The organism is Fodinibius sp. GM108 (assembly GCF_058386985.1).
Genome location: NZ_JBYEIR010000014.1, coordinates 35,277 through 62,264 on the forward strand (window position 1 = coordinate 35,277; position 26,988 = coordinate 62,264).

Below are 26,988 nucleotides of genomic sequence, written 5' to 3' on the forward strand. Positions count from 1 at the left end.
TGGTCAGGAAGATAGGAATGGGGTAAAAAAAATTAGCAGCTATCCTGTCACAGATAGCTGCTAAATATCATCTACAGACGGCTATTACCCCATTTGCACTTATAAACTTAATTGACTGCGGACTGAAGGACAATAGCTATTAATTGGTATTTTGTCTACGTAATTTTACGTAGTTCCCTTAATTCGTTGAGACAAGCTCGTTTTGGATGGCATATCGTACTAGATCAGCAATGTTATTGAGCTCCAGTTTTTCCATCAAATTGGCCCGGTGAGTGTCAACAGTACGAGGGCTGATATACAATTTTTGAGCTATCTCTTTGCTCGTGAATCCCTGCACAATAAGTTGCAATATCTCAGATTCACGACTTGTTAATTCCGTATTCCCCCCCGTAGTATGTTGAATATTATTTCGATTCAGGAAGGATTCTTTCATCAGGTCCGAAATCGGATCACTGTAAACCTGTTGTCCTTTTATAATAGCCCGAATTCCATTTAAGATATCTGACTTGTCCGTATTTTTTAACAGGTATCCGTTAATGCCCGCTTCAAGTGCATCGTTTAAGATCTGTTTGTTGATGTGCATAGACAGGATCAGGATCTTTGTATCCGTATCAAGCTCACGGATCAAGCGGGCAATTTCTATTCCATTCTTATCGGGCATGCCTATATCGAGAAGGCAAACATCGGGCTTTTCTTCCTTAAATAAATGGATGCATTCTTCTCCCGTTGAGGCTTCGCCTACAATTTCGATGTCGTCTGATGATGACAAATATGTGCTGATACCAAACCGCACAATTTCATGATCATCGGCAATAAGAACGGAAATGGAGGCCATAATAAATCCCTTACTTTGCCATCTCAGTTAATTGTTTTCCCCGTAGGTGATGTTCAAATAAGTTAAGTAAAGCTATGCAATAAGGGAAACGATGTAGATAATTATATTAAGGATGAAAAAGAGTATAAGGAAATTAATTTTTAATAATTCTCTAATCTTTGAAAGGCAAATTTCGGTTAGGCGATTGGTTATCATAATACTTATTTTCCAAGCTTCTAAAATGATTTTGAATCTTATTGACAGTTACTATATATGGAGTGGAAACGAACCCACAATTGCGGAGAACTTACAACCGAAAAGATCGGCGAAGAAATTATCCTGAAGGGATGGGTTGATAATCGTCGTGATCTGGGAGGAGTTATTTTTGTAGATCTCAGAGATCGGTATGGTGTTACACAAATCGTATTTTATGAAACGGATAAAAAACTGCATGAAAAAGCTGAGGATCTTCGTAATGAGTATGTAATCGGCATTAAAGGAATTGTTGACGAGCGTGGCGAAGAAAATGTGAACCCGGAGTTAACGACCGGCGGCATCGAAATTCGTGTAACGGAGCTTAAAATTTATTCCCGTGCCGAGACGCCTCCTTTTGAGATTAAAGAAGATATTGCTACCGGCGAAGAGCTGCGACTGAAGTATCGCTATCTTGATCTGCGCAGACCGGATATTCAAAAGAATATGATATTGCGTTCTAATTTTTACCGCTCCACACGCGAATATTTTCACGAGAATGATTTTCTTGAAGTTGAAACTCCGGTACTGATGAAAAGTACGCCGGAGGGGGCCCGTGATTATTTGGTACCAAGTCGCGTAAATCCAGGCAAGTTCTTCGCACTTCCCCAGAGCCCGCAGACATACAAGCAGCTGCTGATGGTATCAGGTTTTGATCGTTATTTCCAGATCGTGAAATGTTTTCGCGATGAAGATTTGCGTGCTGACCGTCAGCCAGAGTTCACGCAGATCGACATGGAGATGTCGTTTGTGGATGAGGAGGATGTCATGGAAGCTACTGAGGGACTCATGAAAAAACTCATGAAAGATACGGCAGATGAAGAAATTGAGACATCGTTCAGGCGAATGACCTACAAAGAGGCGATGAAAACCTATGGTACCGATAAACCGGATACGCGTTTTGGTCTCGAATTCGCCGACTTTTCTGATCTGGTTAAAGATTCTGAATTCAATATTTTTTCCAACACGGTTGAAGAAGGCGGAGCGGTACTGGGAATTACAGTGCCGGGCCAGGGTGATATGGGACGCGGTGCAATCGACCGCTTGACAGAACGCGTTAAGCAGGAGACAGGCGCTGCGGGATTAATTTATATCAAGCTGAATGAAGAGGATGGTGTAAAGTGCAGTGTCGAAAAGTTCCTTAAAGATGAAACGGTGGATGCAATGGTCGAAAGAGCGGATGCCGAAATGGGAGATCTGGTGCTTATTTTGGCCGGTCCGTCGCCTGATGTATATAAACAGATGAGCAAGTTGCGTTTGATGATGGGAGAAGAACATGATCTTATAGATAAGGATGCATATAAATTCTTATGGGTCACCGATTTTCCACTGGTAGAGTATAGCCGTGAAGATCACAGGTATCATTCGCTGCATCACCCGTTTACAGCTCCACATCCGGAGGATATTGACAAGCTCGATGATGATCCGGAATCGGTACGTTCGCGGGCTTATGACCTGGTGCTCAACGGCTATGAAATTGGCGGGGGATCGATCCGTATCCATAACAGGGAACTGCAGACACAGATGTTTGAGCTGTTGGGTATCGATGAAGAAGAGGCACAAGACAGATTCGGTTTTCTGCTGGAAGCGTTCAAGTATGGCGCACCGCCGCATGGTGGAATTGCCCTGGGCGTCGATCGAATCGTTATGATCCTGGCAGGAGGTACAAGTCTTCGGGATGTTATTGCCTTCCCAAAGAATCAGAAAGCACAAAGCCTGATGGATAACAGTCCCGATTATGTAGATCAGGAGCAGCTTGATGAGCTGCATATAGAGCTTAAGAAGAGCGTTTCTGAAACGGAAGAATAAAAACTAAAGACGAACTAAATATTTTGAAAACATTAGGAATAGACGGCTGTCGTGCTGGTTGGATCGCTATAAGTTTGGATGATGAGAATGCCGGCTATTGGCTGCTTGAATCAGACGAAGAGCTAGGCGAATATTTCGAAGAGTTCGATCGTATTTTTATTGATGTCCCTATCGGGCTGACCGAAGATGAGTACGTGCGCGAATGTGATGAAGAGCTTCGCGATGTGTTGGGACCTGATTACGAGGCGAGTGTTTTTAATCCGCCTATTCGTCCGGCCTTATATGCGCCTACGTATGCCGAAGCGTCAATGACCAGTTTCGAAATTACGGGCAAAAAAATATCCACACAATCGTGGAATATAATGCCCAATATTAAAACGGTAGATCGGTATCTGCAGGAGAATGAAGAACTGCGGGACAAAATTTTTGAGAGTCATCCGGAGTTGTTGTTTCGCATCCTGAACGGTAATAACTCGATTTTACAGAAAAAAGCTACCAAAAAAGGATTACGTCACCGGCTGGGTCTGTTAAAGGATCAGAGCAAATATGCCGATGATTTTTTCCGTGATATCAAAGAAGAATACCGGCGTAACCAGGTTGATGAAGATGATATTGTAGATGCGATGGCTCTGGCTCTGTTCGCGTTGCGTTCCGTTGATGGGGAAATTAAGACGCTGCCTGATGATCCACCAACAGATCCTACTGGATTACCGATGGCTATTCACTACGTATAGAAAATAGAGAGATTTAGCCGCTTATCTTGATCTCGTTACGTACCTCTGATGCGAAACGAAGACATAGCCAGTTTCCCAGTTGTGAGGGAGCCCGAACCTTAACCTACCTCATTCCCAAGCTCCTTCATTGACCGTTACGAAGCAGGAGCTTCGTAATGAGGAAGTCGGTTATAGCGCGAGCGTCCGCTCGTGCTAAACAGATTTTTTGGCTGTTATGGGCGTTATGTAGGATTTCTGTCAAGGTAGAAAAGGAGTGGCAGAATACCAGAGAGGGAAAAACTAATATCCCACCACTGACGTCATCCCGCGCTCCGACGCGGGATCTCGCGCGGCAGGAAGAATCAGAATTAACACGGTTTTTACCAGCGTTCAGGGATGCTAAAAGAACGAATGCATTTACTCAGCCTTCTTATTCTCAAGAATATTTTTGTATTTGACCCCGGCCTTGTACACGCGATTGACACCATTAAAAGCAGCAATGCGATAAGCTTCACTTAAGGTGGGATAATTCATCACATGTTGAATAAAATACCGAATATCACCACCGTATGACATTACAGATTGTCCCAAATGAATAAGATTTGCTGCTTCATCTCCAATAATATGAACGCCCAATAGCTTAAGGGAATCTGTTTCAAATACCAGCTTTAGAATTCCCTCATCGTGATTGGTCATATCCGCTTTGGCAATATTCTTAAAGTATGCCCGTCCCACTGTTATATCTAATCCCTTTTCCTCGGCTTCCTGTTCAGTAAGGCCAATGTTCGAGATTTCGGGAATAGCATAAATGCTAAATGGGATCTCTTCAGGTACATCCAGTGCCGGAATGCTGAACATGTTACAAGCCGCGAGACGTCCTTGTGTAAATGAAGCGGAAGCTAATCGTGGAAATCCGATAACATCACCTGCCGCATATACGCTACTCACATTTGTTTGGAATGTATCATCAACCTCGATAAAACCATCCTTACTAATTTCGATACCTGTTTCTTCGAGGCCAATATTATCCACGCTGGGTTCTTGCCCGCCCAAAAAGAGCACATGTTCCGTTTCGATGACTTGTAGCCGTTCTTTGTCATCTTTGCTTATAAACTTAACTTCAGTATAATTGCGCAGGGGATTAAAATCGACCTCCTGAATAGCAATATCAGTTTTAATTCTAATGCCCTTGTCATCCAGCGACTTTTTGAGCTCTTCCTTAATTTCATGATCCAGGAAAGTTAGATAATCCTCTTCTTCAATTAATACAGTCACGCGTGTTCCAAGAGCAGCAAACGTGGTAGCATATTCTATGGTGTTAACGCCCGATCCAATAATGGTAAGCCGCCTTGGAATATGGGTTATATCCAGGATCGATTTGTAGTCTAAGATCTTGTTGTTGTCAATTTCAAATTTTTCCGGCTTCAGGGCATGACTCCCAGTGCTCAGCAGTATATAATCTGCAGTATATGTTTCTGTTGATCCAAAATGTGTTTGTACCTCAACAGTATGTTCATCAACAAGGCGGCCGTAGCCTCGCGCAACATCAACCTTGTTTTTAATCAAGTCATTTTTCACCTTCCGGTTTTCTTTCTCCAGGATTTCCTGCTTGTACTTTAGCAGATCCGCCATCTGGAACCGTTCATAAGGCTTTTTCGTTGCCTGATCGCTGAACTGCTCATTAAAGTTGAGAATTGTTTTAGCTGCTTCACGAAGAGCCTTGCTGGGTACGGTCCCGGAATTAATCCATGTGCCCCCCAGAAATTCTTTATGTGATTCAACAACCAAAGCCCGTTTGTCAAATTTAGAACTCTGCATTGCACACGAAAAGCCTGCAGGTCCACTGCCAATAATTATTACATCGTAATCTCGATCCATAACAACTGAAAAAACTACCAATGATTATTAGTTGAACGAATAAAATAGGAGAAATTGAGAACCATTTCTTCATTTTTTAATAATGAATGTAAAGAATCGAATATGGAACGATTAGCAAAATAATTTTGATTGATGTGTTACCTAAGGTGCCTATATTTTAAGATGCTGCACCCTAGTGCTTATACGACATTATTTATTAACTATTTCAAATTTAAAACAGCAATAATTATGGCTTACGAACTACCAGATTTACCCTACGATTACGATGCGCTTGAACCGCATATCGATGAGCGCACGATGAAGATCCATCACACCAAACATCATCAAGGTTACACTGATAAAACAAATGCTGCGCTTGAAGGTCATGAAGAGTTTGAAGATATGCCTATTGAAGATGTACTGCAGCGCATAACAGAAGTGCCCGAGGATATCCGCCAAAAGGTTATTAACAACGGTGGTGGATATGCCAATCACAAGTTGTTCTGGACTATTCTTTCACCTAATGGCGGCGGAGAGCCTACAGGTGAAATTGCAGAAGCTATTGATGAAGAGTTCGGTAGCTTTAGTGATTTTAAGGAAAAATTAAATAATGCAGCTACCGGTCAGTTTGGTTCAGGATGGGGCTGGTTGTGCGTAACTAAAGATGGCAGCTTGGAAGTGCTTTCTACGGCTAACCAAAATAGTCCCTATATGAATGGATTGACTCCAATTTTAGGTGTCGATGTTTGGGAGCATGCCTATTATCTGAATTATCAGAATGAACGTGGAAAGTACGTTGAAAACTTCTGGAATCTGGTGAATTGGGATCAAGTGAATGAGTATTACAATGATGCTACCTAATTCCGGGAGTATATAATGTTTACAAAAGGAAAAGCACTTCGTACCTTTATACGAAGTGCTTTTTCTACTTCATCACTTCATAATTACTTGTTACAATAACCCTTAAGCAAAAAAGCGGAATAAAATCACTTACTTATGCAATTTGGATTAGGAGGAGGACCCGATGTCTCGTGGATGCGTGAAGAATTAACCGAGCTCGGTATTGAAGAACTAAAGACTGTTGAAGATGTAGATCGTGCCATGGATGAATATGATGAAGGTACGATGCTAATGGTTATCAATTCAGTGTGTGGATGTGCTGCCGGAAATGCACGTCCGGGTGTTAAGCTGGCGCTGGATGAGTCAGATGTTAAGCCTGACCATATGGTAACTGTATTTGCCGGACAGGATAAAGAAGCTACGGCCCGGGCCCGTGAATATTTTAGCGAATATCCGCCGTCGTCTCCTGCGTTTGCCTATTTTAAAGATGGAGAAATTAAAGCCATGATACCCCGCCATCGTATCGAAGGACGTACGAAAGTGGATATCGCAGATGATCTTAAGATGGTTTTCAAAGCATTTGACGGCGAAGAAGAAACAGAAGAACAGGAAAGTTAAGAACGCTTTTTACTTTTTGGTGAAGCTTATAAAGCCGATGGTGGTATTGCCATCGGCTTTCTTTATTTAGGAGAATCAATTTCTTGTCCTGCTTTTAATTTTCACTCCTTTGGTTTAGCCAGTTTACCTTCAGGACCACAAATATAAATAGTGGTAGCCCAACTTTTTTCGGTCCAAAAGGGGTATTGAGGAATATAGTTAGGGGAATTCGACAGATTCAAAAAAGCCTGCTTTCAATTTCTAATATCATTGAAAGGCAGTAGTTAATTGTGACGGAAAGCAGTAACTTGGAAAAGGTACCCCAGTAAAAAGTCAGCATAGTAGCTGATAGCTGAAAGTTGATTGCGAAATATTGCTTGTCTGTTATAACGAACAGGATATACTTCGGGCCAGAGATGGAAACAGGATATATTGATGCAGGCCTGGTAGTAAATCGGCATAGGCAAAATTATTAGAGGTTGAGCTATAACCTACGAGAGCGCGCGAGTCGAAAACTTGGTGCAGTTTTTCGGGTGGTCAACTTTTTGCTGATCTGTCCCGTCATACAATTGCAGGTTTGGGTAACTAGTTCTGGGCGCACATGTCCTTCTTGTTACCAAATAATCAAGTATGTACGGCACGATATAGATTTCGAGTAAGTTTTGCGGATTTTTAGCACGTCCGTATTAGCCATATACACCACTGCTCAAGTTTAACAAGAGCAACAATAACGGAAAAAATCCGTAGGGTTATTTTGTGTAGCATGGTATATTTGAAGTTAAATTATAACTTTGAGTAGCTACTTGAAGCTAAGGCTAACTATTTGTTTTTATTAATCTAAAATCTCAAAATTCAAGTGATATACTACAGGTAAGTTTATACAATAGATGGGGCAACGATTAACATATTGGTTATTTTTAGGGATAATAGGGTTTGCAACATTCTTTGTGTTGTATCCTACGGTTTCCTTTAATGGTCGTGCCCCAGTTGAGGAAAGCCGGTCAACAATAGAGGGAAAAACTGCTGCACTTGCCAATCAGCTGGGTTTTTCCACCGACTCTCTACACCTGCGAACGAGACGCACACAGCATATCAACTATTATAAATCTTTGAAGGATTCTTCAGATGAAGATTTACGGGCTGCAGACCTTAATGCGCAGGGAGTAAACCTGACAGGATGGAAAGTTAGTATAGGAGTAGCCCAGGATGATGACGACAAAATTATCCAGGACAATATTATGGATGATCTGGGGCGATTAGACCTGCAATTTGATCAGGAGGGGAAGGTGCGTCGTATTTCATCCTATGAAACGAACAATAATCCTACATTTGTAGCTGGTGATTCACTTTTTGCTATAGCTACTCATATCGTAGAAGGTATTTTGAACTATAATCTTACGGATTATGAGCTCAACTTTGTTGATGTAAAAGATACCGTCATTACACGGGAGCCGGGATTCAGGCAGGCGCCGCTTAATTTTTCTGATCGGAGTGTAGGCAATAATATGGTTTTTAAATGGACAAAAAGCAGCCCTGATGTTAATACTCCTGCTGAAATTTCGCTCGAGGTAAAACCTATTATTCGTGAAACCAATCGTCCGAATATGGCTGATGTCCGGTATGGCGTATCAATCGAAAACTTTGAAGCACTAGATACCTATGAACCGGAAGAATTGGAGTCTGGCAATACCATTTCCAACCTTGATCTTATTAGTATGTTTGGATCGCTGGCAATCCTGGCGATTCTGGTATTTTTTATAGGGATCAAGTATATCAACAAAGGGCAGGTAGAATGGCGGCGTGCAATTTTCATACTGATTAGCCTGGCTCTGGCCTCGTTGGGATGGCGCATATTTTACCTGATGAATATGACGGGGGATTTTTTAAATGCTACCAGTCAAGCTATTTTTATTGTTAATAGTATAATATTTGCCGCGGCTATTGGTCTTTATGGAGCGCTGGGATATATCGGTTGGGAAGCTATAGCGCGCAGTCAAAATCAGAAGCAGCTTCATCTTTTTGATGCTATTTGGCAAAAACGATTTTTCTTTCACGAAACCGGAGAAGGGCTTCTTCGGGGATATGCCCTGGCTGGAGCTATGCTTGGCCTTTTTGCGGTATCACTTTATCTCCTTGGCATCGAATATTATCAAGCGGACAGCCAGTCTGGATTTACTGAAGCCAGTATGCAGCCTAAACTGCTAACTATCAACATTTCGGTGTGGTTGAATAGTTGGCTAATTGTTTTGGGACATATAGGAATCATACTTGGGTTGCTGCGATCAAAACTAACTAATAAATGGCTGTTCTATGGAGCTGGTATAGTGCTACTCGGCTTTTTGTTTGCAGGTATAGGACCAATGGTCGAAATCGTTGGTACCGAGTGGTATGATATTATAATATTTGCTGTTATTTCGATCGTAATTATTTTTGCTTTAGAACACAGCGGGTTGTTTACTGTTTCTACAGGCTGGTGGGTATTTGCAGCTATTCTTATGATTATGCCATACTGGGGATCTTCAAGTTTAGATGTCGCTTATATCTCATGGGCGCAATTTTTTATCCTTGGCATCCCCTTGATTTATGGTTTTATCGCTTATAGATATGGCGATTCTGTTTCAGAAATGGGGGGATATATTCCCGAATACCAAGAGCGAATGGCCAATCATTTACGTGTTGAGAAAGAGATTGAGATTGCCCGTGAGAGCCAGTTTAAACTTATGCCGTTGCAGCCGCCTTCGGTGCAGGGAATCGATGTTTATGGCTTTTTTATGCCATCGTTCGAAGTGGGAGGCGACTATTTTGATTATATCGTCAGTACCAATGGATCGGCTAACAGCCCATTTCTTAACATGACGATTGCTGATGTGTCAGGCAAAGCCATGAAAGCGGCTATGCATGCCGTATTTACAAGCGGTCTGTTGCTTTCACGTCTCCATCGGGATGCACCAGAAGCCATTCTCAGAGAGATTACCCCCACCTTATATACCCGCACCGACAGACAAACATTTATTACCTGCATTATTGCACAATATGCTATTTCCAGCAAAACACTGCGTGTTGCCAATGCCGGTCATTGCTTGCCGATACTTAAGCGAGATGGAAAGGCGGAGTTTATTTATACTCCGGAGCCCAAATATCCGCTCGGTGTCCGCGACAAGGTTGACTATGAACCAATGGAAGTTACGCTGCAAGAAGGCGATTTCCTCTTGCTCTATTCCGATGGATTGCCCGAAGCAGTAAATCCAGAAGGAGAACGCTTTGGATTTGATAATCTTATAAATATGGTCGAAAAATTGGATACCGACAGCCATTCGAGCAACGAAATTTCCATGGATATCAAAAGACAAATTCAAAAATTCAGCGACTATCATTTGGCTGATGATACCACTATAATATGCCTTAAAGTTTAAGGGATTTAGTTTTTTCGTTAAGGCAATTCTTTTCTTTCTAATCAAAACATAAGTACTAATGGCTAACAATAATTTTTCCGGCATGGATATGAATATGCCGCCTCAACTCAAAAAAATGAGCAAGCATATCCGGCTAATAGTGCTGGGTGCGCTTGTGATTGTTATAGCATTCTCCTCCTTTTTTACGGTTAATCCCGAAGAGGTGGGAATTGTGACCCGTTTCGGTGAATTTACCCGGACGGCAGATCCCGGATTAAATTTCAAGGTTCCTTTTGTCGAAGAGGTGCGTTATGTACCTATCGAACGACAGTTGAAACACGAATTCGGTTATCGTACAACAAGTTCCGGCGTCCGTTCTGAATATCAAAAACAAGGTTACACTGATGAGTCATTAATGCTCACCGGAGATCTCAATTTGGCGGATGTAGAGTGGGTAGTGCAGTATCGTGTGACCGATCCCTATAATTATCTTTTTAAGATTAGAAATGCCGAACAAACACTGCGTGATATTTCGGAATCAGCAATGCGCCAGATTGTAGGTGACCGAACAGTCAATGAAGTGCTTACGGTGGGGCGAGCAGAAGTGACTCTTGAAGCACAGAAGTTGATACAAGAAATGGCTGATGAGTATGAATCCGGCTTACGAATTGAACAGATTGTACTTCAGGATATTAATCCGCCTGATCCTGTTAAGCCTTCTTTTAACGATGTTAATGAAGCCCAGCAACAGAAGGAGACTCTAATAAATCAGGCCAAATCCGATTACAATAAAGTAATACCGCGGGCTGAGGGGCAGGCAGAAGAAACGATACAGCGGGCAGAAGGATACGCAATCGATCGCGTAAATCGTGCTGAAGGTGAGGCATCGCGTTTTGATCAGCTTTATCGTGAGTACATGAAAGCCCCCGAAGTTACCAAGCGCCGTATTTACCTTGAAACGATTGAGAAGATCTTACCTGAAATGGGCAATAAAATCGTCACCGATCAAAATGGAAATAGTGTATTGCCATTGCTTCAAATGCAGACAGATGGCATAGAAGTAAACCAGCCGAATACGAATTCAAATCAACAAGGAAATTAAGATGAAAAATTTAACAAACATAACTGTACTGGTTGTTCTGGGTATTGCAATTCTTATTGGTCTTGATGGATTTTATATCGTAGATGAGACTGAACAGGTTATTATTACCCAGTTTGGCGAACCTATCGGTGAAGCGGTTACCGATCCGGGTATGAAGATGAAGATTCCGTTTGTACAGCGAGCAAACTATTTTGACAAGCGTTACCTTGAATGGGATGGTGACCGCAACCAGGTCCCCACGAAAGATAAAAAATTCATTTTTGTGGATACGTATGCACGCTGGCAAATAACTGATCCGCTTCAATTCTTTAAGCGACTGCGCGATGAATCCGGAGCTCAGTCCAGGCTGGACGATATCCTGGATGGAGAGACACGGAATGCTATAGCATCCCATGACTTGGTTGAGCTTGTGCGGTCAACAAATCGCGATCCGGAATCCGGAGCTACCATAACAGAGATTGTGGAGGATTCGCTGGAAGAAATTGTTGTAGGACGTGATGAGCTGCAAGAAGAAATTCAGCAGTTAGGTAATCAACGAGCAGAAGAATTAGGACTTGAAATCCTGGACTTTCGTTTCAAACGCATCAACTACGTAGAAGACGTGCGACAAACAGTATACGATCGAATGATTAGTGAACGGAATCGTATCGCCGACAAATTCCGCTCCGAGGGAGAAGGCGAAGCAGCACGCATAAATGGAGATAAAGAACGTGAACTAAAGTCGATCCAGTCGAACGCTTTTCGAAAAGCCGAAGAGATCCGCGGTGAAGCAGATGCCAAGGCAACGGCTATCTATGCTAAAGCTTACAACCAATCGAATGCCGCTCGTGAGCTCTATGACTTTACACGTTCTATGGAGTCGTATGGCAAAGCTTTCGACAAGCAAACATCCCTTATTTTATCCACAAACAGCGATTTCTTCCGATACCTAAACGATATCCAGGATTAAAACAAAAAGCTATAGTTTTTGAGCCCGCAAGGTTGTTACTTTGCGGGCTTTCTTATTTAGCCCGCATTTCTCACAAATATTTATGGTATAATTATGTAACCTTATGATACACATTAAGTTACATCAGTATTTAGAAACAGAAAATGATAACAATGTGTAAAACACTTCGAAATTTGCCTTCAGCCGCGTTAAAGGAAAAAATAGCGTGCTCAACATACTACAGTATGTTTCCGCTGCCATTTTTCTTTTGCCTTGCTGAAAACCAAATTTCTTGGTGAGAAATGCGGTTAGGGCGATTACTACAGAGATTCTTCCTGTTTCATTTCATTCAGTACCTTTTTAGTGACCTCTTTGCTTCGGCGCGTATCGATATTTGCTTTCAGCTTCATTAATATGCTGTACAGCCCCAAGTGCACTTTTGTACTGTAGATGAAATTCTTGTCGCCCCGTGGCTCATTCATGATCGGCATTTCCTTGGCGTATTTGTTGATTTTCTCTTTGAAATTTGCCTTGCCAAAATCAAACTCATCCTCCATATAGGGCTGGGCAAATGTGTTGCCATAGTTCTTACAGAATTGGAAAAACTCCTCTTCTTTTTTGGGATTGTCAGGATTCTCTTTAACAATTCCCAGCTGAGTATAAAGATGACGGATCTTATCTTCATCTTGCTCCAGGTGAGTGGGCAAAAGCCGCATATAGTTCTGGGTAAACTCCTCAGAAAATTTCTTAACACAGCCAAAATCGATAACACCCAGCTTCCCGTCCTCCCGAAAGAAAAAGTTGCCGGGATGCGTGTCAGCGTGTATAAAATGCCGCTGTTCGACCTGGTCGTGGAAGAAATCCCACAACAGCTGGCCAAAGTGATCACGTTCTTCTTGCGACGGATTTGTAGACAAAAACTCTTTAAGGTGCTGACCTTCCACAAACGTCATGGTAAGTACTTTTTGGGATGATAACTCCTTAATCCATTTCGGCGTCACAATATCTTCATCGTTGAAACGCTGGTGAAAATGAGTAATATATTTACCCTCTTGCTCATAATCTGTTTCTTCCATCAGGGTTGATTCTACCTCATCAAAATACTCATCGAGATTGGCGCCGCGCTTTGTGATACGCTTTATCAATGTCTTAGCCATAGCCATGTCGGAATGGATGGTGTTACGCACATTGGGATACTGAATTTTAACCGCCACTTTTTGTCCATTTTTAAGCCGTGCTTGATGCACTTGGCCTATGGATGCTGCAGCGATGGCATCAGAGTCAAAGTCGGCATATAGGTTTTCAGGATAATCGCCCAATTCTTTTTTTATAATCGATCGTGCCAGAGCCTTGTTGATCGGTGGTACACTGTACTGGGCTTCGCTCATTACCTCGGCAAACTCTTCGGGCAACATGCCCTCATCCATACTCAGAGACTGGGCAATTTTCAGAGCTGTGCCGCGCAGCTTTGTAAACTCGTTGAACACCTGCCGCGCATTATCAGAATGAAATTTTTTGCCTTCTTCTTCGGTCTCTTTCTTGCCGACTGATTTTTTAAGATATCGCTTGGCGTAGTTTGTACCTACTTTGAGCCCGGTTTTTGCAAAGATTTTACCGCGCTCAAGTTTGGATGAAGGAAAATTGTCGCTCATAAATTATCGTATTTCAATGTTAGAATAGAATTGTTTTACAATCGGGATATTTTTGAGAAAAGCTTCTCTGTTGGAAGCCATAAACTTAGCAAGGTCGAATCCCTTGTCCAGAATATTATTATACAATAGTTCTTGCAGTAAACTGGTCAGCTTATCGGTAAGCTCCATCGAGAGCTCTTTATTTTCGGTGGTATCATTAAGCCAAAACCGAACCAGCTCCAGGTATTGCCGTCGCAGGAGGCTGTAAGCACATTTGTTTTGGATAAGAGCAGAACCTATTGATAACTGCTCGTCACTTTCTATAAAATGTTTAGTAAGTCGTTCAACTTCTTTTTCAAAATCCGTTTTGGTAAAACTCCTCAGGATTAGATCCTCGAACGTTGCTTCGACAAACGCCTCTTTTTCCCGAAGCATATCAAAACTAACATAAGCAAAATTCGAAAGTTTTTCGCTGAGGGTATATGATTCGAATCCTTCAATTTCATCGACCATTGCTTCGTATCGGATAACGAGAGAAGCATAGTAAAATTGCAGAATGGACTTTTTATCTGGGAAATAGTTAAAAACCTCAGCAGGATCAATATCAACTCTTTCGGCCGCATCTCTAATCCAGAAATGTCCGCCACCTTCGATATACAGATCCGTGGCGGCATCAGCAATTGCAAATTTGATTTCAAATTTTTCCGGATCGAAAGTATCCATAATTAATGAATCTGGTTATTAACTGATTATACAGTCGCGCTGTTTTGTAATTAAACAATCACGAAGTGCTATTAAATTCCCTCGGGCCATTAGTAAAAATTTACGTACACATGAACCGTGGAGTTGCACGGAGGTATTCACAGAGGATGATAGTTCCTGGATAGCTCCGCGATTTTTTTTGAGTGGAATTAAGGAGGGAGAGTCGAAGTATCCAAAATTTTTCTCGTGGGGAGTGTTGGCCCCGACGACTGGACGGACGAGGGGTATAAGCACAAAGCAGTAGCCATATCACTCTGTGACCCGGAAGGATTTTACTCCTAAGGATCCAGAGAAAAGATCTCTCTGCACAACTCTGTGAGAGTTCCTCTGATTTCTCTGTGGTTAATAAAAATTGGGTTTAGTTTAAACCGCAGAGTTGCACGGAGTTACCACAGAAGGTATGTTATCTCTGTGAAGCTCTGTTTTCCCCCTCTGTAGTTTTCATCGTCAGATATTGGTTTGTTCTCGCCGAGTATTTAACACTTGTAGTGTCTGTACTGCCTGCCATTGATGGCGGCGCTGGTGGACCTCGGCCAGGGCAAAGCATTCGGTAAGCGTCATTTTAATAAAAGAGATCATGGGATGTCTCATTTTGGCTTTGCTTAGATCAATGTGGCGCTGATGAGCTTTTTCCAATTGAGTAATGAATCGATCTTGAAGATTTATGTATTCATCCAGTAATTCCAGGCGGTCATAGTCTGATACGGGATCTGGTTTCATAGCTTTGACCGTTTTTAACTTCATTTTGTAAGGCGGTTCAAAAAACGACACTATTTTTCTGACGAGCCAACGCGGTTGAAATGATTGCTGCAAGTTGCTGGTATCTTTTTGGGTGTTGTCAATTGCCTCAGATAAATTGCTATAATACAGGTCTCCATAATTAATTAAATGACTGTAGATCTCAGCAATACTCCAACGGTCCTCCTCAGGTGGCTGCAAAAATACCGCTTCATCTACCGACAAAATGAATTTTTCGGCCTCATCTTTGGCTTCATTAAATTTATTGATATACCATTGATAGCTGAATTTTGATTCCATGATTCAGGATTTATGAAATTAGAAAAATAAGCTGGTACAAAATGCTCATTGCTTTCAATTTGTTATGCCGTAACTTAATAATCACAGCATTTTTACCATACAATAACTTCATCGGAGATTAGTCACAAATGTGGAACGAAATTCTAGAATTGTTAAAAGAAACCTATAACCGATTAGCAAACTTTAGCCTTGGTTTGCACGGAGCCGCTATTGCCTTTTACGCTATATTTTCAACTGCTCCGCTGGTTATCATTTTAATCTGGGTGACCAGTATTGTTTTAGGTGAGCAAATGGGAGAGGCAGAGTTTCATCAAACGATGGAAGGTATTGTAGGGCCCGAGTTGACCGATTCAATAGATGATCTGGTTAAATCCACGAGCCAGGGTGCCTCGGGATTATGGTCTACGGTCATTGCCGTGATTACGCTCTTATTTGGAGCTACCACTTTGTTAGCTCAAATTAAAAGCACTCTCAACAAGATCTGGGGAGTTACGAATCTTCAAATAAGTACAATCTGGTCTATTCTGTGGGATCGGTTAAAAGGATTGATTTTTATTGGTTCCCTGAGCCTCCTTTTTCTTGCGGGTCTTATTTCAGAAAGCCTGATATATGGATTGGAAAATTTACTTGTTTCCTTAATTGGAGACAAAAATGTTGTTCTGATGCAGGCTGGTAATACCTTGTTGAATATGATTCTTGCCTTTTCCTTTTTTTCTGCAATGTTCAGAATACTACCCGATATAAACGTGCGCATACGTGATCTTGCAGTAGGCGCTCTTGTTACTACTATTTTAGTAATGATTGGTAAATCGCTTGTGGACTGGTATTTCGGCGCGGCAGATCTGGAACCGACCTATAAGGCCGCCGGATCATTTGTCATTTTTCTTATTTGGATGTATTACAATGTGCAGGTAGTGCTTATAGGTGCCATATTTACGCAGGTGTATACTAGTCGGTACGGAGGTAAAATCAATACTTATTGGAATGCTACCCTTAAAGATGAATGGTACGAGGAGTAGGCCTGATTCTGATAGAATTAGAATATAGTTCATACTGTGGTTATTGCCACTTTTTTGCTTATAGTTACTTTTTCGATAGCCCAGGCGTTAACACCTGGGCTATCAATGAATCAGTGAAGAAATTTCTTCAAACATTAACTCAACCATAATTATGCAGTTCAGCAATCGAATTTCATATTTTTATTTATTATCCATACTCATCCTTGGAATTTTATCATTCCCGCTATCCGCTGAAGCCCAAAATCAACAGCTTACCTTTGAGGATGTGATGAAGTGGGAAGACATTGATGATCCTGAATTATCAGCCAACGGAGAGTGGCTGGCCTACAGTGTGTGGCCTGATCGAGGTGACGGTGAAGTACGTGTACGTCACATTGATAATGGCACTGAGTATACGATTGAGCTGGGTGATAATCCCAAAATAAGCCGAAGCGGAGACTGGATGGGCGCATATCTTCAACCGAAACTGAAAGATCAGTTGAAAGCAGAAAATGATAATCTGCGTCGGGGACTTGCGCTCTTGAATACATCCAGTGGGAACAGTATCAAAAAAGACAGCGTGAGATCGTTTAAATTTTCCAACGACGGACAGTGGGCGGCTATCCATTTTTATCCGTCAGAAGAGATTGACAAAAAGAAAAGCGATAACAGCCATATCGGGTCAGGGTTTGTACTGCGTAATTTGGATTCCGGCGAAGAGCATCAAATCAATTTTGTCACCGATGCGGAGTTTGACAGTACGTCGAACTACCTGGTTTATTCGGTTGTGGATTCAAGTGGTACTTCGAACGGACTTTATTATCGCGATTTAGAGGATGGACCGTCCGAACAAAAAGAAATTTTATCAGAGGAAAATAGCTTGTTCGATAATATAAGCTGGGATGATACCAACCGGCGCCTGGCATTTACTCAGGCGGCTTTGGATACGGCATATGAGGCCGGGGATGCCAACCTGCAGGTTTGGGATGCCGATAGCGATGAAACCTCTCAGCTAATATCTGCAGCCGATATTAATGACGGATGGACACTTCGAACAAACACTAACCTCGAGTGGACCGACGATGGAGACCGGCTGTTCTTTGGATTGATGCCGCAGGAGATGATGGATCTTGATTCCAAGGATGAAAAGAATGAAGAAGCCGAAATGGATATCTATGATCGCGAGCAGATTCTGTCCGAAAAAGAGGCAGATGTATGGCATTACGACGACCCGCGGATTAAGACTCATGAAAAGGAGACCTGGAACAGGAGAAAAAATCAGACATATCGGGCTGTATATCATGTGGAAGGTGACCACTGGGTTCAGCTTGCTGATCGGGAAATGCCAGGCATTTCGATAAGTCAAAATGAAGATTATGTGCTGGGAAGTTCTCGCGTTCCCTACCTGCAGGAGATGACCTGGGATGGTTTTTACAGCGACTATTATGTAGTGGATCTCCAAACAGGGGAACGAGAAAAAGTTGCCGATAAACTACGGTCCGGAGCTCAGTTGTCGCCCGGCGGAAATTTTGTGGTTTTTTATGAAGATAAAAATTGGCACTTATACAATGTTGAGGATGAGGTCTATCGAAATTTAACTGAGGATCTGGACGTGCCGTTCTATAACGAAGATCATGATCGACCGTACGACGTTCCGGGTTACTCTGTAGCAGGATGGACTACTGGTGACGATAATATTCTGATATATGACAAGTATGACATCTGGAAATTTTCAACCGCAAATGGCAACGCCGAAAATATGACGGAAGATGGTCGTGACCGGGAGATCAGTTACCGAATTATCCGCACCGACAGAGAACGGGATACATTCAGAGAGGATGAAGAATTGCTTGTTCGTGGTTATTACGACAAAAAGAAATACTACGGTTTTTATAATCTGAAGCTGGATGAGAACGGCACCGAGCAGCGTCTGGAAACCCAGCACAAATATAATTTTATAGCCAAGGCAGAAGATGCGGACCGCTTTATTTACAGCCGTGAAAAGTACGACGAGTATCCGAATTTTTGGGTGAGCGACGGTATTACCTTTGGAGAAACTGAGCGTATTACCGACCTCCATCTGGATTTGCATGATACCTATAACTGGGGTACAGCTGAATTGATCGACTGGCAGAGCATGCACGATGGACGTACGATACAGGGAGCGGTCATTAAGCCTGACAATTACGATCCGGATAAGAAATATCCCGTGCTGATTTACTACTATCGCTTCTTCTCACAGCGTGCCTATGAATTTAATAACATTACCAATGATGACCGACCCACTCTGCCCCAGTGGGTGAGCGACAATTATGTGGTATTTTTACCCGACATCCGCTTTGAAATTGGTTCTCCCGGTTTTACATCCACAAAAAGTTTAGTGCCAGGCGTGCAGAAATTGATTGAGATGGGAATAGCCGATCCCGATAAGCTGGGGCTGCACGGACACTCGTGGAGTGGCTATCAAACCGCCTTTATGATAACACAGACGGATATTTTTGATGCTGCCATTGCCGGAGCTCCCGTATCGAACATGACGAGTGCATACAGCGGCATTCGATGGGGATCGGGTCTGGCCCGGCAGTTTCAGTATGAGCAGACTCAGAGCCGAATTGGTGGTAGCCTGTGGGAGTACCCGGAACGATATTTCGAAAATTCACCGGTCTTTTATGCGGATCGGATAAATACACCGCTCCTGATGATGTTCGGTGACGAAGATACGGCAGTGCCGTGGGAGCAAGGGATCGAAATGTATTTAGCCATGCGTCGGCTCGATAAAGATGCGATATTTCTACAGTATCGGGGTGAGCCGCACCACCTGCAGGAATACAGCAACCGTCTTGATTATGCCATAAAAATGAAGGAGTATTTCGATCATTATCTGCGCGGAGCCGAAGCTCCGGAATGGATCACCGATGGCGTACCATATCGAGGCGAATAGGTTGTATGAGTGATGCGTAATACGTGATACGTAATTCATAATCAAATAATGATCCCGTATCACGTGAATATCCCTAATATAGTTTGGTCCGTGTGGGCAATCAAACTATTCGAGGGCAGGACAACATACCACGCATTACGTATAACGCATCATTCTAATTAAATCGGCCCTTAAATTCCATGATCCGCTGATACGAGCGGTCAATTCGTTCTGGAGAAATTTCACCATCGTCAATTAATTCGTTGATGATTTTGTGCGCCTTGGGAACGATATCTGCATCGTAGATTGAATTATTTCCAAAAGAGAGAATATCCACGCCTGCAAGCAGTGCTTGTTTGATAGCGGTTTCAAGGCCGTACTCTTTGCGAATGGCACCCATCATCAGATCATCAGAAATGACTACGCCATCAAAGTTCAAGTCATCGCGCAAAATACCGGTAATAGTTGGCTTGGATAGGGTGGCAGGATATTCAGGATCAATATTCGTATTAAAAATATGAGCCGTCATCACAGCATCGGCTAAACCTGATTCAATGAGGTTACGATAGGGCAGGAGCTCTTGTTCGGTCCAGGTTTTGGTTACATCTACAACGCCAAGGTGCGAATCTTTTTCGGAGCTTCCATGTCCGGGAAAATGTTTAAGCACAGTCATGATATTTTTCTCATGCAATGTTTCAATGTAGATGCTCGCATGCTTTACCACTGTTTCAGGATTCCCAGAAAAACTCCGTTCAATGCCACCGATAATTGGGTTGTCGGGATTAACGTTTATATCTACAACAGGAGCCAGGTTTACATTGATACCTAATTCTGACAGCGTTTCTGCTGTTTGCCTCGCATAGTGGCGTGTGCTGTCGGGATTATCGAGTTTGCCAAGATACTGCGCTGATACAGTCTCCGGGAAACCATATCGGGACTTGAGCCGAGCCACACGGCCTCCTTCCTGGTCGATCGAAACCAGAAGCGGTATTTCTGATAACTGCTTGAGATCCTGAACCAGAGTTTTAACTTGTTCGGGTGATTTCACATTGCGATAGGCGGTATCGCGTGGGACATCGTAATCAAACAACACCACACCTCCCAAATGATATTGTTGGATATCACGGACAATATGATTCGTGTCATCGACTTCCATGCCGCGAAAGCCAATCTTAAGCATTTGTCCAATTTTTTCATCGAGTGTAGTCTCATTATTTGAATTAGACTCTGCCTGTGAGCAGGCGATTTCGGCAAATAATACGCCAGTGAGCAGAAGAAGAATTAGTAATCTAGAAATCATGAATTGAATATAAAAGGGTTATCGGGTTATTAGGCTGTCAAGAATAGTTGGGAGATTAAATGACGGACGAGCATCATTATATCGAATAATATTGCCTTCGGGATCTACAAGTATGTAGAATGGAATCCCGCCTCCTCCATATGCGTCGAACGTTTCCTGCTGGAATCCATTTCCGCCATACAGTTGTGGCCATGGATTATTAAATTGCTGCAGCGACTGCCGCCAGCGCAGGCTGTCTTCTTCAATAGAAATAGCAACAATATCGAATTCATCGCGTGAGTACTTGTTATATAATTCTTTCATGTGTGGAAATTCATCAAGACACGGAATACACCAGCTTGCCCAAAAATCCAGAAGTACATAGCTGCCCCGAAAATCATCCATCTCTACAATCTCTCCATTCTGGTTGGGAAGCGAAAAGGGAATGGCTGGATTGCCCGGCGAAACACGTTCAATTTGGTCATAGAATGTTGACAAAAAAGAGGTGTATTCAGGGAAATCATCATACTCTTCAAGGAAATGCTTGTAACTGGGCGTAGCTATGTCTAATGGCATTTCACCGATGCGTTCAGCAATTAGATGCATCTTGGAATATGCAAGGGCTTTTCGTTCATCGATATGTTGCAGCACGGATGTCCGTACAGAGTCGAGTTTGTCATAGCCGAGCTGCTTAACATCGTATTGGGTGAGTTCTTGATCGTATTCCTCTTCCAGACTGTCGGCAACGCCAAAAGTGTTGGCAAAAGCGTTAGTAAAATCCCGGATACCGGCGCGCTGGGCATGCAGCGATTCAAAGGAGAAAAAATTTAGCTCCCGGGCTTCATCAAGAATATTTTCTCTTGTTTGGGAGGCATCAAAATTGGGGTCTTCACGACGATATTTGATTTCTTCAAGCCGTTTGACGAGATATTCACCAATGGTTTTATAATAGAGTGCCTTTAGCGGTGTACCCTGAAAATGTTCCCCGGCTATCTCATATCGTTCTTTGTACAGAGAAGGGATATCGGTTTCATCCCCATCACGAAAATCTGACAGCGTTTCATCTATCTGTTGCTGCAAGGATGCGATTTTTTTGCGGTAAGAGGTATAACGTTTATTCCATGATTCCGCATATCCTTTTATAGTAACAGAATCAGGAAAATTTGCGCGGGTTATAGTTATCTGTATATCCTCTCCCGGTTGTGCTACAACAGGATAGGATTGATCATTAACATTTAGATCTATAAGTTGAGTTGAATCAATTGGGATGGAGAGATCAAAATTGCCATCAGAATCGGGGTTAAACGAAAAATGTTTTTTAGGGGCATACTTATAGTGGACAGGCTGCTTTGAAAAATAGATATCAGCAGATCCAACATAATCTATTTGACCTGTGATGTGCAGATTATCATTTTGATTACATCCCCAGATAAAAAGAAAAAGAAACAATAGATGTAATTGCCAAGATTCAGACATAAGTTTTACTAGGAAATTTAACATTAATTTTTTCTAATATTTTGATATTAATATGTCTTATTGGCTATTAAAAGGGTGATTCAATAGCTGTGTATAATTGGTCAAATAAATAAATCAAAATTTTTTGTAACAACCACGCAGGATAATACTCTTGTATAATGAATGAGAATAAACATAACAAGTCTTATATAGACAGTATCCATTGTGTTTATCTTGTTCATAAAGTAATAGCAGTTAGAAGATAACATTTAAACAAAATACGTTATGATCGAGAGCTTTAATAAAAAAGAACTTGAGGAGAAAATAGATCTGTATATCAATGGTCAACTTTCGGCTCAAGAAGTGGACGAATTGTGGTCAGAACTAATACAAGATGGTTATCACTTGGATTACCTGAAAAGTGCTGCAAACCTTAAGGCGGTAATTGAACGCAAAAGAGAGGAGCGAAAGGCGCGACAAAAGCAGAAGTACTGGTATTACGCAGCTGCTGCTGTAATAGCCTTGTTAATCACCGTAATGGGTGTCATGAACTTTTCATTTCAAGGCGATGACTTATCAGTACAACCCGTAGCAAGTGTTGAGCTGGATTACTATCGTTCTGGTGATGGTGTTATAGACTCAAGTAGCGATAGAGAAGTTATTCAGAACGCGATAAGCTTAGCTAATACCGGGCAGGTAGATAAAGCGATCTCTCTGTTAAATACAGAGCTCGAAGATGCCTCAGAGCCGGAATGGATTGCGGAGCTGAGTCTGAGCCTTGGTTCTTTGCACTACAATGAGAATCGTTATAATGAAGCAATTAGTTATTATCGCAATGTGATTGATCGAAAAGATCAGGTGGATATGCTAATGGTTGAGAAAGCCTATTGGTATATTGGAAATGCTTATTTCCATATGGATAAACTTACTGAAGCTCAGGAAAATATCAGAGAAGCTTATGAACTGAATGGAGCTTACCGCCGGGTTGCAAAAAGTTATCTTGATGCCTTGGCGGAATGAATAACAACTATTTAGTTCAAGAGAGTTCTTCCACCAGAAAGATGACCTATTTTTGTGTTAGTTGTAAGTAATAGGGCAATAATATCTTTCACTTTGGCTTATCCGCATAAAGCTATGCAGCTTTTCTGTCCTCCTGATTACGAAAGATGAGTCCTTGCTGTGTGAGATAGGATAAGCCGACCATCAGTAGAAAATAGATGATGAAGGTTCCGGCCATTGCCAGGTTGTTATTTCGGTTGGGTTCTATGATGGAGTCGGAATTGCCGATGAGCATATACGGCCCCCAGAAGTGTGGGCTGGCATTTTTAGAGTTCAGGAAATAACGTTTGGTGTCACGGAGAGCTTCAGCCTTTGATTTTCCCTCATTTAGTTGATCATAAAAATGAACGGCAAAGTCAGAGGCAAGCATATCGTTGACCGACCAGAGGTTCAGAACAAGTGAGTTGGCGCCGGCATAGCGCAACGCACGGCTTATGCCCATAACGCCCGTCCCCTGGATAAAAGATCCTGATCCTGATTCACAGGAATTGAGCATAATCATCTCATTGGTGAGATTTAACTCAAATAGTTCATAGGCAAAAATTTGGCTATCGAACGTGCTGTCAGCTGCGGAGGCTGCATGGCTCAGGTAAACAGTCGAAAACATGGGATCACGCTCAGATACTTCACTGTGCGTAGCCAGGTGAATGATTTGAGATTCTGGGGCAGTTTGTTTAAATGTGGCTTTGGTAGATTGCTCATTTATAAAAGTTTGCACATTTGAGAATCGGGTTAACTTATTTGCAATATTTGATACTTCTGTTTGTGCAAAGGGGAGTGTTACCAGTGATTGTTTATTGTATCCACTAAAGTTAGATACTCCATATCCTGTATAGTTAAGTTCATTGGAAGTATTAGATTTTTCCGATGGATCTGTTACAAAATCCTCCAGAGATGTTAGATATTGGGTTCTGAACTTTTCGATAGCATAAGTCACATCTCCATAGCTATAGCTGTGCGTTGGTTTTTCCATCGGTAAGATATCTATAGGCAGCTGATAGAAATCACTGTCGGGAATGAGTGTTACCTGTTCTACATAATCCGGAATTTCCTCAAGATTGAGAATTTGGGAAATCTTGTATAATGAGTTGAGATCGGTTTTATTGGTAGCGACTTGTTGTGCCGAAGTCGACAGCAAATTACGGAGCGTTGAATCTAATGGAATAGTATTGATGGAAATATCAGATCTTGAAATGTTGGCGAGATAAAACTGATCATTCAGCTCGGTAATATGTAATACCAGTTCGCGGCCAGAAAGATGGTTTTGAATTTCTCTGACAGAAGTGGAGTTATTGTCTATTTGATTGGTAAGCTTTTGGTCCAACCTGCGTTTTTTCAGTTTGAGTTCGCTGATTGTCTGCCGGATATCAAACTGCTTCTCTTCGGGTGCTGTCAATAGTTTTTTTCGGGTTACATCTAGCTGGTCTGTTAACCGCTTATATTCAGTAAGCTCCGATTCGTTAAGTAAGCTGGATTTTACAAGCGGGTTTTGATAAAACGAAGCATCATTGATCGTTTTTAGCTGATCCAGTGTCTGAATAGCTTTCCCATCTTGCCCCAGTTGACGGTAAATAGATACCGTTAAATCAAAAGCATCCAAATACTCATCCTCCACATGCCAGAATCCAGATTCAAGATCGGCGCTGCTTTTGGCTCGTTCTATAACTTGTTCTAACGCCGGTTCCAGGATCGTCAGCGCTTCCTGATATTTACTATTTCTTTGAAGATAGTCAGCCTCGACTGTTTTGGCTTTGATGATTTGTTCAAAATCAAGCTGACCAAGATCAAAAGATTTAAACTTAGTTATGAGTTCACCTGTTTCCTTTGCTTTATCCATCTTTAAATGTACTAAAGCTTTATTTACTAAAGCATCTAAGTAGTTTATACCTTTTTCACTTTCTGTTAATTCTATTATTTGATCATGGATCTTTATTGCTTGACTATAGTATTCTTGATTTTCAAAAGTTTCTGCCTTTTCATTTAGCAATTTTATATAATAGCGGGCATTTTCTGCGTCTAAAATCTCTTTAGCTTTAGCATAGTATGCATGGGCTTTCTGATAATTTTCAAGGAACTTCCTGTAAAAAGAACCCAAAGAGATGTAAATATTACCTAAATCCTCTGAATTTGCCTTATCTTCGGCTATTTTTCGTGCTTTTTCCAGATAATTTAACGCCCTTTCCGAATTATTTGAGTCACGATAGTAAACAAAAATATTATTTAAAGTTTTAATCTCGTGTGAATAATTTCGTGACTCTTTTGCATTTTCTAAAGCTTGGAATTGTAAGTCTAAATATTGTTCATATTTACCTAATTTGAGATAAGATAATGCTAAATTATTATAGAGTGAAGCTTTAGGAATGCTGATATCTTTTTTCTGTGTTTCATCCAATACTTCTTTATATATTTTTTCTGCTTCTTGGATTTTGCCTATACTATAAAGATTTATTCCTGTGGTGAATTTTATCCTTATTTCAAGAGCTTTTCGATTTAGATATTTAGAAAGAGGTAATGTGAAAGTGCGGGCAATGTCCAAATTACGGTTAAAGTAACCCAGCTGATACATTGCATAATCTAAATATTGATAGACTCTCAATTTTAATGAGGAGTTTGGGAATATCTTGTTATTAGATAAGGACTGATAAAGGGTGGCAATTTCAGAATAGTTATCTGTTATATATAAAGCCCGAAAATAGCTTAATTCTGCAAAAGTAGAATTAAGATTAGTATCTGCAGAAAAACTTGATGACCAATTTTGCAAAATTTTTTGAAAATAATTGTCGGGTAAAAAAGTATTATAGTCTCCATGATAAAATAGAAAGAAATGAGGTAGTAGAAATCTTTTGGCGGATAAAATACTCTCGGTTAACTTTTTGTTTTCGATTATAGCCTCACAAAGTGCTGTATAATCTATATTTTTTGATGTAGGTAAATCAAATTCTGAAATAAATCTCTCATATATCGCGCGTTTGTTTGCAGAATTTTTGGTAGTAAGTAAAGTGGCTATCAATAGATTTGATGAACCAGTTTGAAATACTACCTTTTCGAGTTGATTTTGAAGATTCTCTTCAAAATCATTGAAAATTTTAAGAGAATTGCTCTTCTGGCTTTCTTTTTCGATGAATGATTTTATTTCAACTTTTTCACTGCCTAATATTGTAAGAGCCCAAATATTTTCTTCTACATTTACTCCATTTTCTATTTGACTAATGTAGTATTTAGCCTGCGACTTAGATTCGTGGGCAAGATCACTACTTTCTGATCCTGAAATTATTTGTAGAAAACCAAGAAGAATAGTTAGCAGCATCTGAAACTAACTTTGTAAAAAAGGAGTAATTTATTAGGCATCAAGTAAGTAAATCAAAAAATGATAATTATGCCACTTTCCCAACTATGATATCATTTACTCAGGCTTGTCATAGATCGGATCTTGGTCCGATTCGGTGCCGAAGTCGGTATTGTCAACCTGTGGTGTTGGCTGCTCGATTTCGGTCTGGTCGGGCTGGGTCTCGAGTCCGGCGTCGGTGACCGATCCGCAACCG

At 41.5% G+C, this 26,988-nt stretch carries 18 protein-coding genes; 10 read left to right on the forward strand and 8 right to left on the reverse strand.

Going from position 1 to position 26,988, the window contains the following annotated elements:
• Window positions 1–178 precede the first annotated feature (178 nt).
• Window positions 179–835: a response regulator transcription factor gene (locus ACT3ID_RS18240; protein WP_491543500.1), complete on the reverse strand. Its 657-nt coding sequence runs from the start codon at window positions 833–835 to the stop codon at window positions 179–181.
• Between the two features lie 252 nt (window positions 836–1,087).
• On the opposite strand from ACT3ID_RS18240, the gene aspS reads away from it, so the two are divergent.
• On the forward strand, window positions 1,088–2,875 hold the full coding sequence (aspS, locus tag ACT3ID_RS18245) for an aspartate--tRNA ligase (RefSeq protein WP_491543501.1): 1,788 nt from the start codon (window positions 1,088–1,090) through the stop codon (window positions 2,873–2,875).
• Between the two features lie 23 nt (window positions 2,876–2,898).
• A complete protein-coding gene (locus ACT3ID_RS18250; protein WP_491543502.1) occupies window positions 2,899–3,609 on the forward strand; it encodes a DUF429 domain-containing protein in 711 nt (236 codons plus the stop codon).
• Between the two features lie 396 nt (window positions 3,610–4,005).
• Here the strand turns inward: ACT3ID_RS18250 and sthA are convergent, their stop codons facing one another.
• Window positions 4,006–5,466 carry a Si-specific NAD(P)(+) transhydrogenase gene (sthA, locus tag ACT3ID_RS18255; RefSeq protein ID WP_491543503.1) on the reverse strand — a complete coding sequence of 487 codons (1,461 nt, stop codon included), beginning with the start codon at window positions 5,464–5,466 and terminating at the stop codon, window positions 4,006–4,008.
• A gap of 228 nt (window positions 5,467–5,694) precedes the next feature.
• Between sthA and ACT3ID_RS18260 the strand changes: the two genes are divergently transcribed.
• From ACT3ID_RS18260 to hflC, 5 genes are all read left to right on the forward strand, one after another.
• Window positions 5,695–6,306, forward strand: coding sequence for a superoxide dismutase (locus ACT3ID_RS18260; protein WP_491543504.1), 612 nt, complete (start codon window positions 5,695–5,697; stop codon window positions 6,304–6,306).
• A 135-nt stretch (window positions 6,307–6,441) separates the two neighbouring features.
• Complete coding sequence (locus ACT3ID_RS18265) at window positions 6,442–6,903, forward strand: BrxA/BrxB family bacilliredoxin (protein WP_491543505.1); 462 nt, start codon at window positions 6,442–6,444, stop codon at window positions 6,901–6,903.
• An 866-nt stretch (window positions 6,904–7,769) separates the two neighbouring features.
• Window positions 7,770–10,295 carry a PP2C family protein-serine/threonine phosphatase gene (locus ACT3ID_RS18270; RefSeq protein WP_491543506.1) on the forward strand — a complete coding sequence of 842 codons (2,526 nt, stop codon included), beginning with the start codon at window positions 7,770–7,772 and terminating at the stop codon, window positions 10,293–10,295.
• 58 nt (window positions 10,296–10,353) lie between these two features.
• On the forward strand, window positions 10,354–11,376 hold the full coding sequence (gene hflK, locus ACT3ID_RS18275; RefSeq protein ID WP_491543507.1) for an FtsH protease activity modulator HflK: 1,023 nt from the start codon (window positions 10,354–10,356) through the stop codon (window positions 11,374–11,376).
• A 1-nt stretch (window position 11,377) separates the two neighbouring features.
• The gene (gene hflC / locus ACT3ID_RS18280) at window positions 11,378–12,325 is read left to right on the forward strand and encodes a protease modulator HflC (RefSeq protein WP_491543508.1); all 948 of its coding nucleotides are present in this window, start codon (window positions 11,378–11,380) and stop codon (window positions 12,323–12,325) included.
• A 299-nt stretch (window positions 12,326–12,624) separates the two neighbouring features.
• Here the strand turns inward: hflC and ACT3ID_RS18285 are convergent, their stop codons facing one another.
• The 3 genes from ACT3ID_RS18285 to ACT3ID_RS18295 all read right to left on the reverse strand — a co-directional run bounded on the left by ACT3ID_RS18285 (window position 12,625) and on the right by ACT3ID_RS18295 (window position 15,735).
• On the reverse strand, window positions 12,625–13,956 hold the full coding sequence (locus ACT3ID_RS18285) for an ABC1 kinase family protein (protein WP_491543509.1): 1,332 nt from the start codon (window positions 13,954–13,956) through the stop codon (window positions 12,625–12,627).
• Window positions 13,957–13,959: 3 nt separating this feature from the next.
• Complete coding sequence (locus ACT3ID_RS18290) at window positions 13,960–14,658, reverse strand: TetR/AcrR family transcriptional regulator (protein WP_491543510.1); 699 nt, start codon at window positions 14,656–14,658, stop codon at window positions 13,960–13,962.
• Window positions 14,659–15,144: 486 nt separating this feature from the next.
• Complete coding sequence (locus tag ACT3ID_RS18295) at window positions 15,145–15,735, reverse strand: DinB family protein (RefSeq protein WP_491543511.1); 591 nt, start codon at window positions 15,733–15,735, stop codon at window positions 15,145–15,147.
• 128 nt (window positions 15,736–15,863) lie between these two features.
• On the opposite strand from ACT3ID_RS18295, the gene ACT3ID_RS18300 reads away from it, so the two are divergent.
• Both ACT3ID_RS18300 and ACT3ID_RS18305 read left to right on the forward strand, forming a co-directional pair.
• Window positions 15,864–16,754: a YihY/virulence factor BrkB family protein gene (locus ACT3ID_RS18300; RefSeq protein WP_491543512.1), complete on the forward strand. Its 891-nt coding sequence runs from the start codon at window positions 15,864–15,866 to the stop codon at window positions 16,752–16,754.
• Window positions 16,755–16,905: 151 nt separating this feature from the next.
• The gene (locus tag ACT3ID_RS18305; RefSeq protein ID WP_491543513.1) at window positions 16,906–19,674 is read left to right on the forward strand and encodes an alpha/beta hydrolase family protein; all 2,769 of its coding nucleotides are present in this window, start codon (window positions 16,906–16,908) and stop codon (window positions 19,672–19,674) included.
• A 154-nt stretch (window positions 19,675–19,828) separates the two neighbouring features.
• On the opposite strand, the gene ACT3ID_RS18310 is transcribed toward ACT3ID_RS18305, so the two are convergent.
• Both ACT3ID_RS18310 and ACT3ID_RS18315 read right to left on the reverse strand, forming a co-directional pair.
• Window positions 19,829–20,953 (reverse strand): glycoside hydrolase family 3 protein, encoded by a 1,125-nt coding sequence (locus ACT3ID_RS18310; protein ID WP_491543514.1) that lies wholly within the window; start codon window positions 20,951–20,953, stop codon window positions 19,829–19,831.
• Window positions 20,954–20,971: 18 nt separating this feature from the next.
• Window positions 20,972–22,408, reverse strand: coding sequence for a TlpA family protein disulfide reductase (locus ACT3ID_RS18315; protein ID WP_491543515.1), 1,437 nt, complete (start codon window positions 22,406–22,408; stop codon window positions 20,972–20,974).
• Between the two features lie 264 nt (window positions 22,409–22,672).
• Between ACT3ID_RS18315 and ACT3ID_RS18320 the strand changes: the two genes are divergently transcribed.
• Entirely contained in the window at window positions 22,673–23,407 is a 735-nt protein-coding gene (locus ACT3ID_RS18320) for a tetratricopeptide repeat protein (protein ID WP_491543516.1), read from the forward strand.
• Between the two features lie 112 nt (window positions 23,408–23,519).
• Here ACT3ID_RS18320 and ACT3ID_RS18325 read toward each other — a convergent pair whose 3' ends face one another.
• The gene (locus tag ACT3ID_RS18325; protein WP_491543517.1) at window positions 23,520–26,753 is read right to left on the reverse strand and encodes a CHAT domain-containing protein; all 3,234 of its coding nucleotides are present in this window, start codon (window positions 26,751–26,753) and stop codon (window positions 23,520–23,522) included.
• Window positions 26,754–26,988: the final 235 nt, after the last annotated feature.

Bases quoted from the DNA above. Each gene is read 5' to 3' on its own strand.
- hflC (WP_491543508.1), top strand. From the start codon at position 11,378: ATGAAAAATTTAACAAACATAACTGTACTGGTTGTTCTGGGTATTGCA.
- hflK (WP_491543507.1), top strand. From the start codon at position 10,354: ATGGCTAACAATAATTTTTCCGGCATGGATATGAATATGCCGCCTCAA.
- ACT3ID_RS18270 (WP_491543506.1), top strand. From the start codon at position 7,770: ATGGGGCAACGATTAACATATTGGTTATTTTTAGGGATAATAGGGTTT.
- aspS (WP_491543501.1), top strand. From the start codon at position 1,088: ATGGAGTGGAAACGAACCCACAATTGCGGAGAACTTACAACCGAAAAG.
- ACT3ID_RS18315 (WP_491543515.1), bottom strand. From the start codon at position 22,408: ATGTCTGAATCTTGGCAATTACATCTATTGTTTCTTTTTCTTTTTATC.
- ACT3ID_RS18300 (WP_491543512.1), top strand. From the start codon at position 15,864: ATGTGGAACGAAATTCTAGAATTGTTAAAAGAAACCTATAACCGATTA.
- ACT3ID_RS18240 (WP_491543500.1), bottom strand. From the start codon at position 835: ATGGCCTCCATTTCCGTTCTTATTGCCGATGATCATGAAATTGTGCGG.
- ACT3ID_RS18320 (WP_491543516.1), top strand. From the start codon at position 22,673: ATGATCGAGAGCTTTAATAAAAAAGAACTTGAGGAGAAAATAGATCTG.
- ACT3ID_RS18290 (WP_491543510.1), bottom strand. From the start codon at position 14,658: ATGGATACTTTCGATCCGGAAAAATTTGAAATCAAATTTGCAATTGCT.
- ACT3ID_RS18285 (WP_491543509.1), bottom strand. From the start codon at position 13,956: ATGAGCGACAATTTTCCTTCATCCAAACTTGAGCGCGGTAAAATCTTT.
- ACT3ID_RS18310 (WP_491543514.1), bottom strand. From the start codon at position 20,953: ATGATTTCTAGATTACTAATTCTTCTTCTGCTCACTGGCGTATTATTT.
- ACT3ID_RS18305 (WP_491543513.1), top strand. From the start codon at position 16,906: ATGCAGTTCAGCAATCGAATTTCATATTTTTATTTATTATCCATACTC.
- sthA (WP_491543503.1), bottom strand. From the start codon at position 5,466: ATGGATCGAGATTACGATGTAATAATTATTGGCAGTGGACCTGCAGGC.
- ACT3ID_RS18260 (WP_491543504.1), top strand. From the start codon at position 5,695: ATGGCTTACGAACTACCAGATTTACCCTACGATTACGATGCGCTTGAA.
- ACT3ID_RS18295 (WP_491543511.1), bottom strand. From the start codon at position 15,735: ATGGAATCAAAATTCAGCTATCAATGGTATATCAATAAATTTAATGAA.
- ACT3ID_RS18325 (WP_491543517.1), bottom strand. From the start codon at position 26,753: ATGCTGCTAACTATTCTTCTTGGTTTTCTACAAATAATTTCAGGATCA.
- ACT3ID_RS18265 (WP_491543505.1), top strand. From the start codon at position 6,442: ATGCAATTTGGATTAGGAGGAGGACCCGATGTCTCGTGGATGCGTGAA.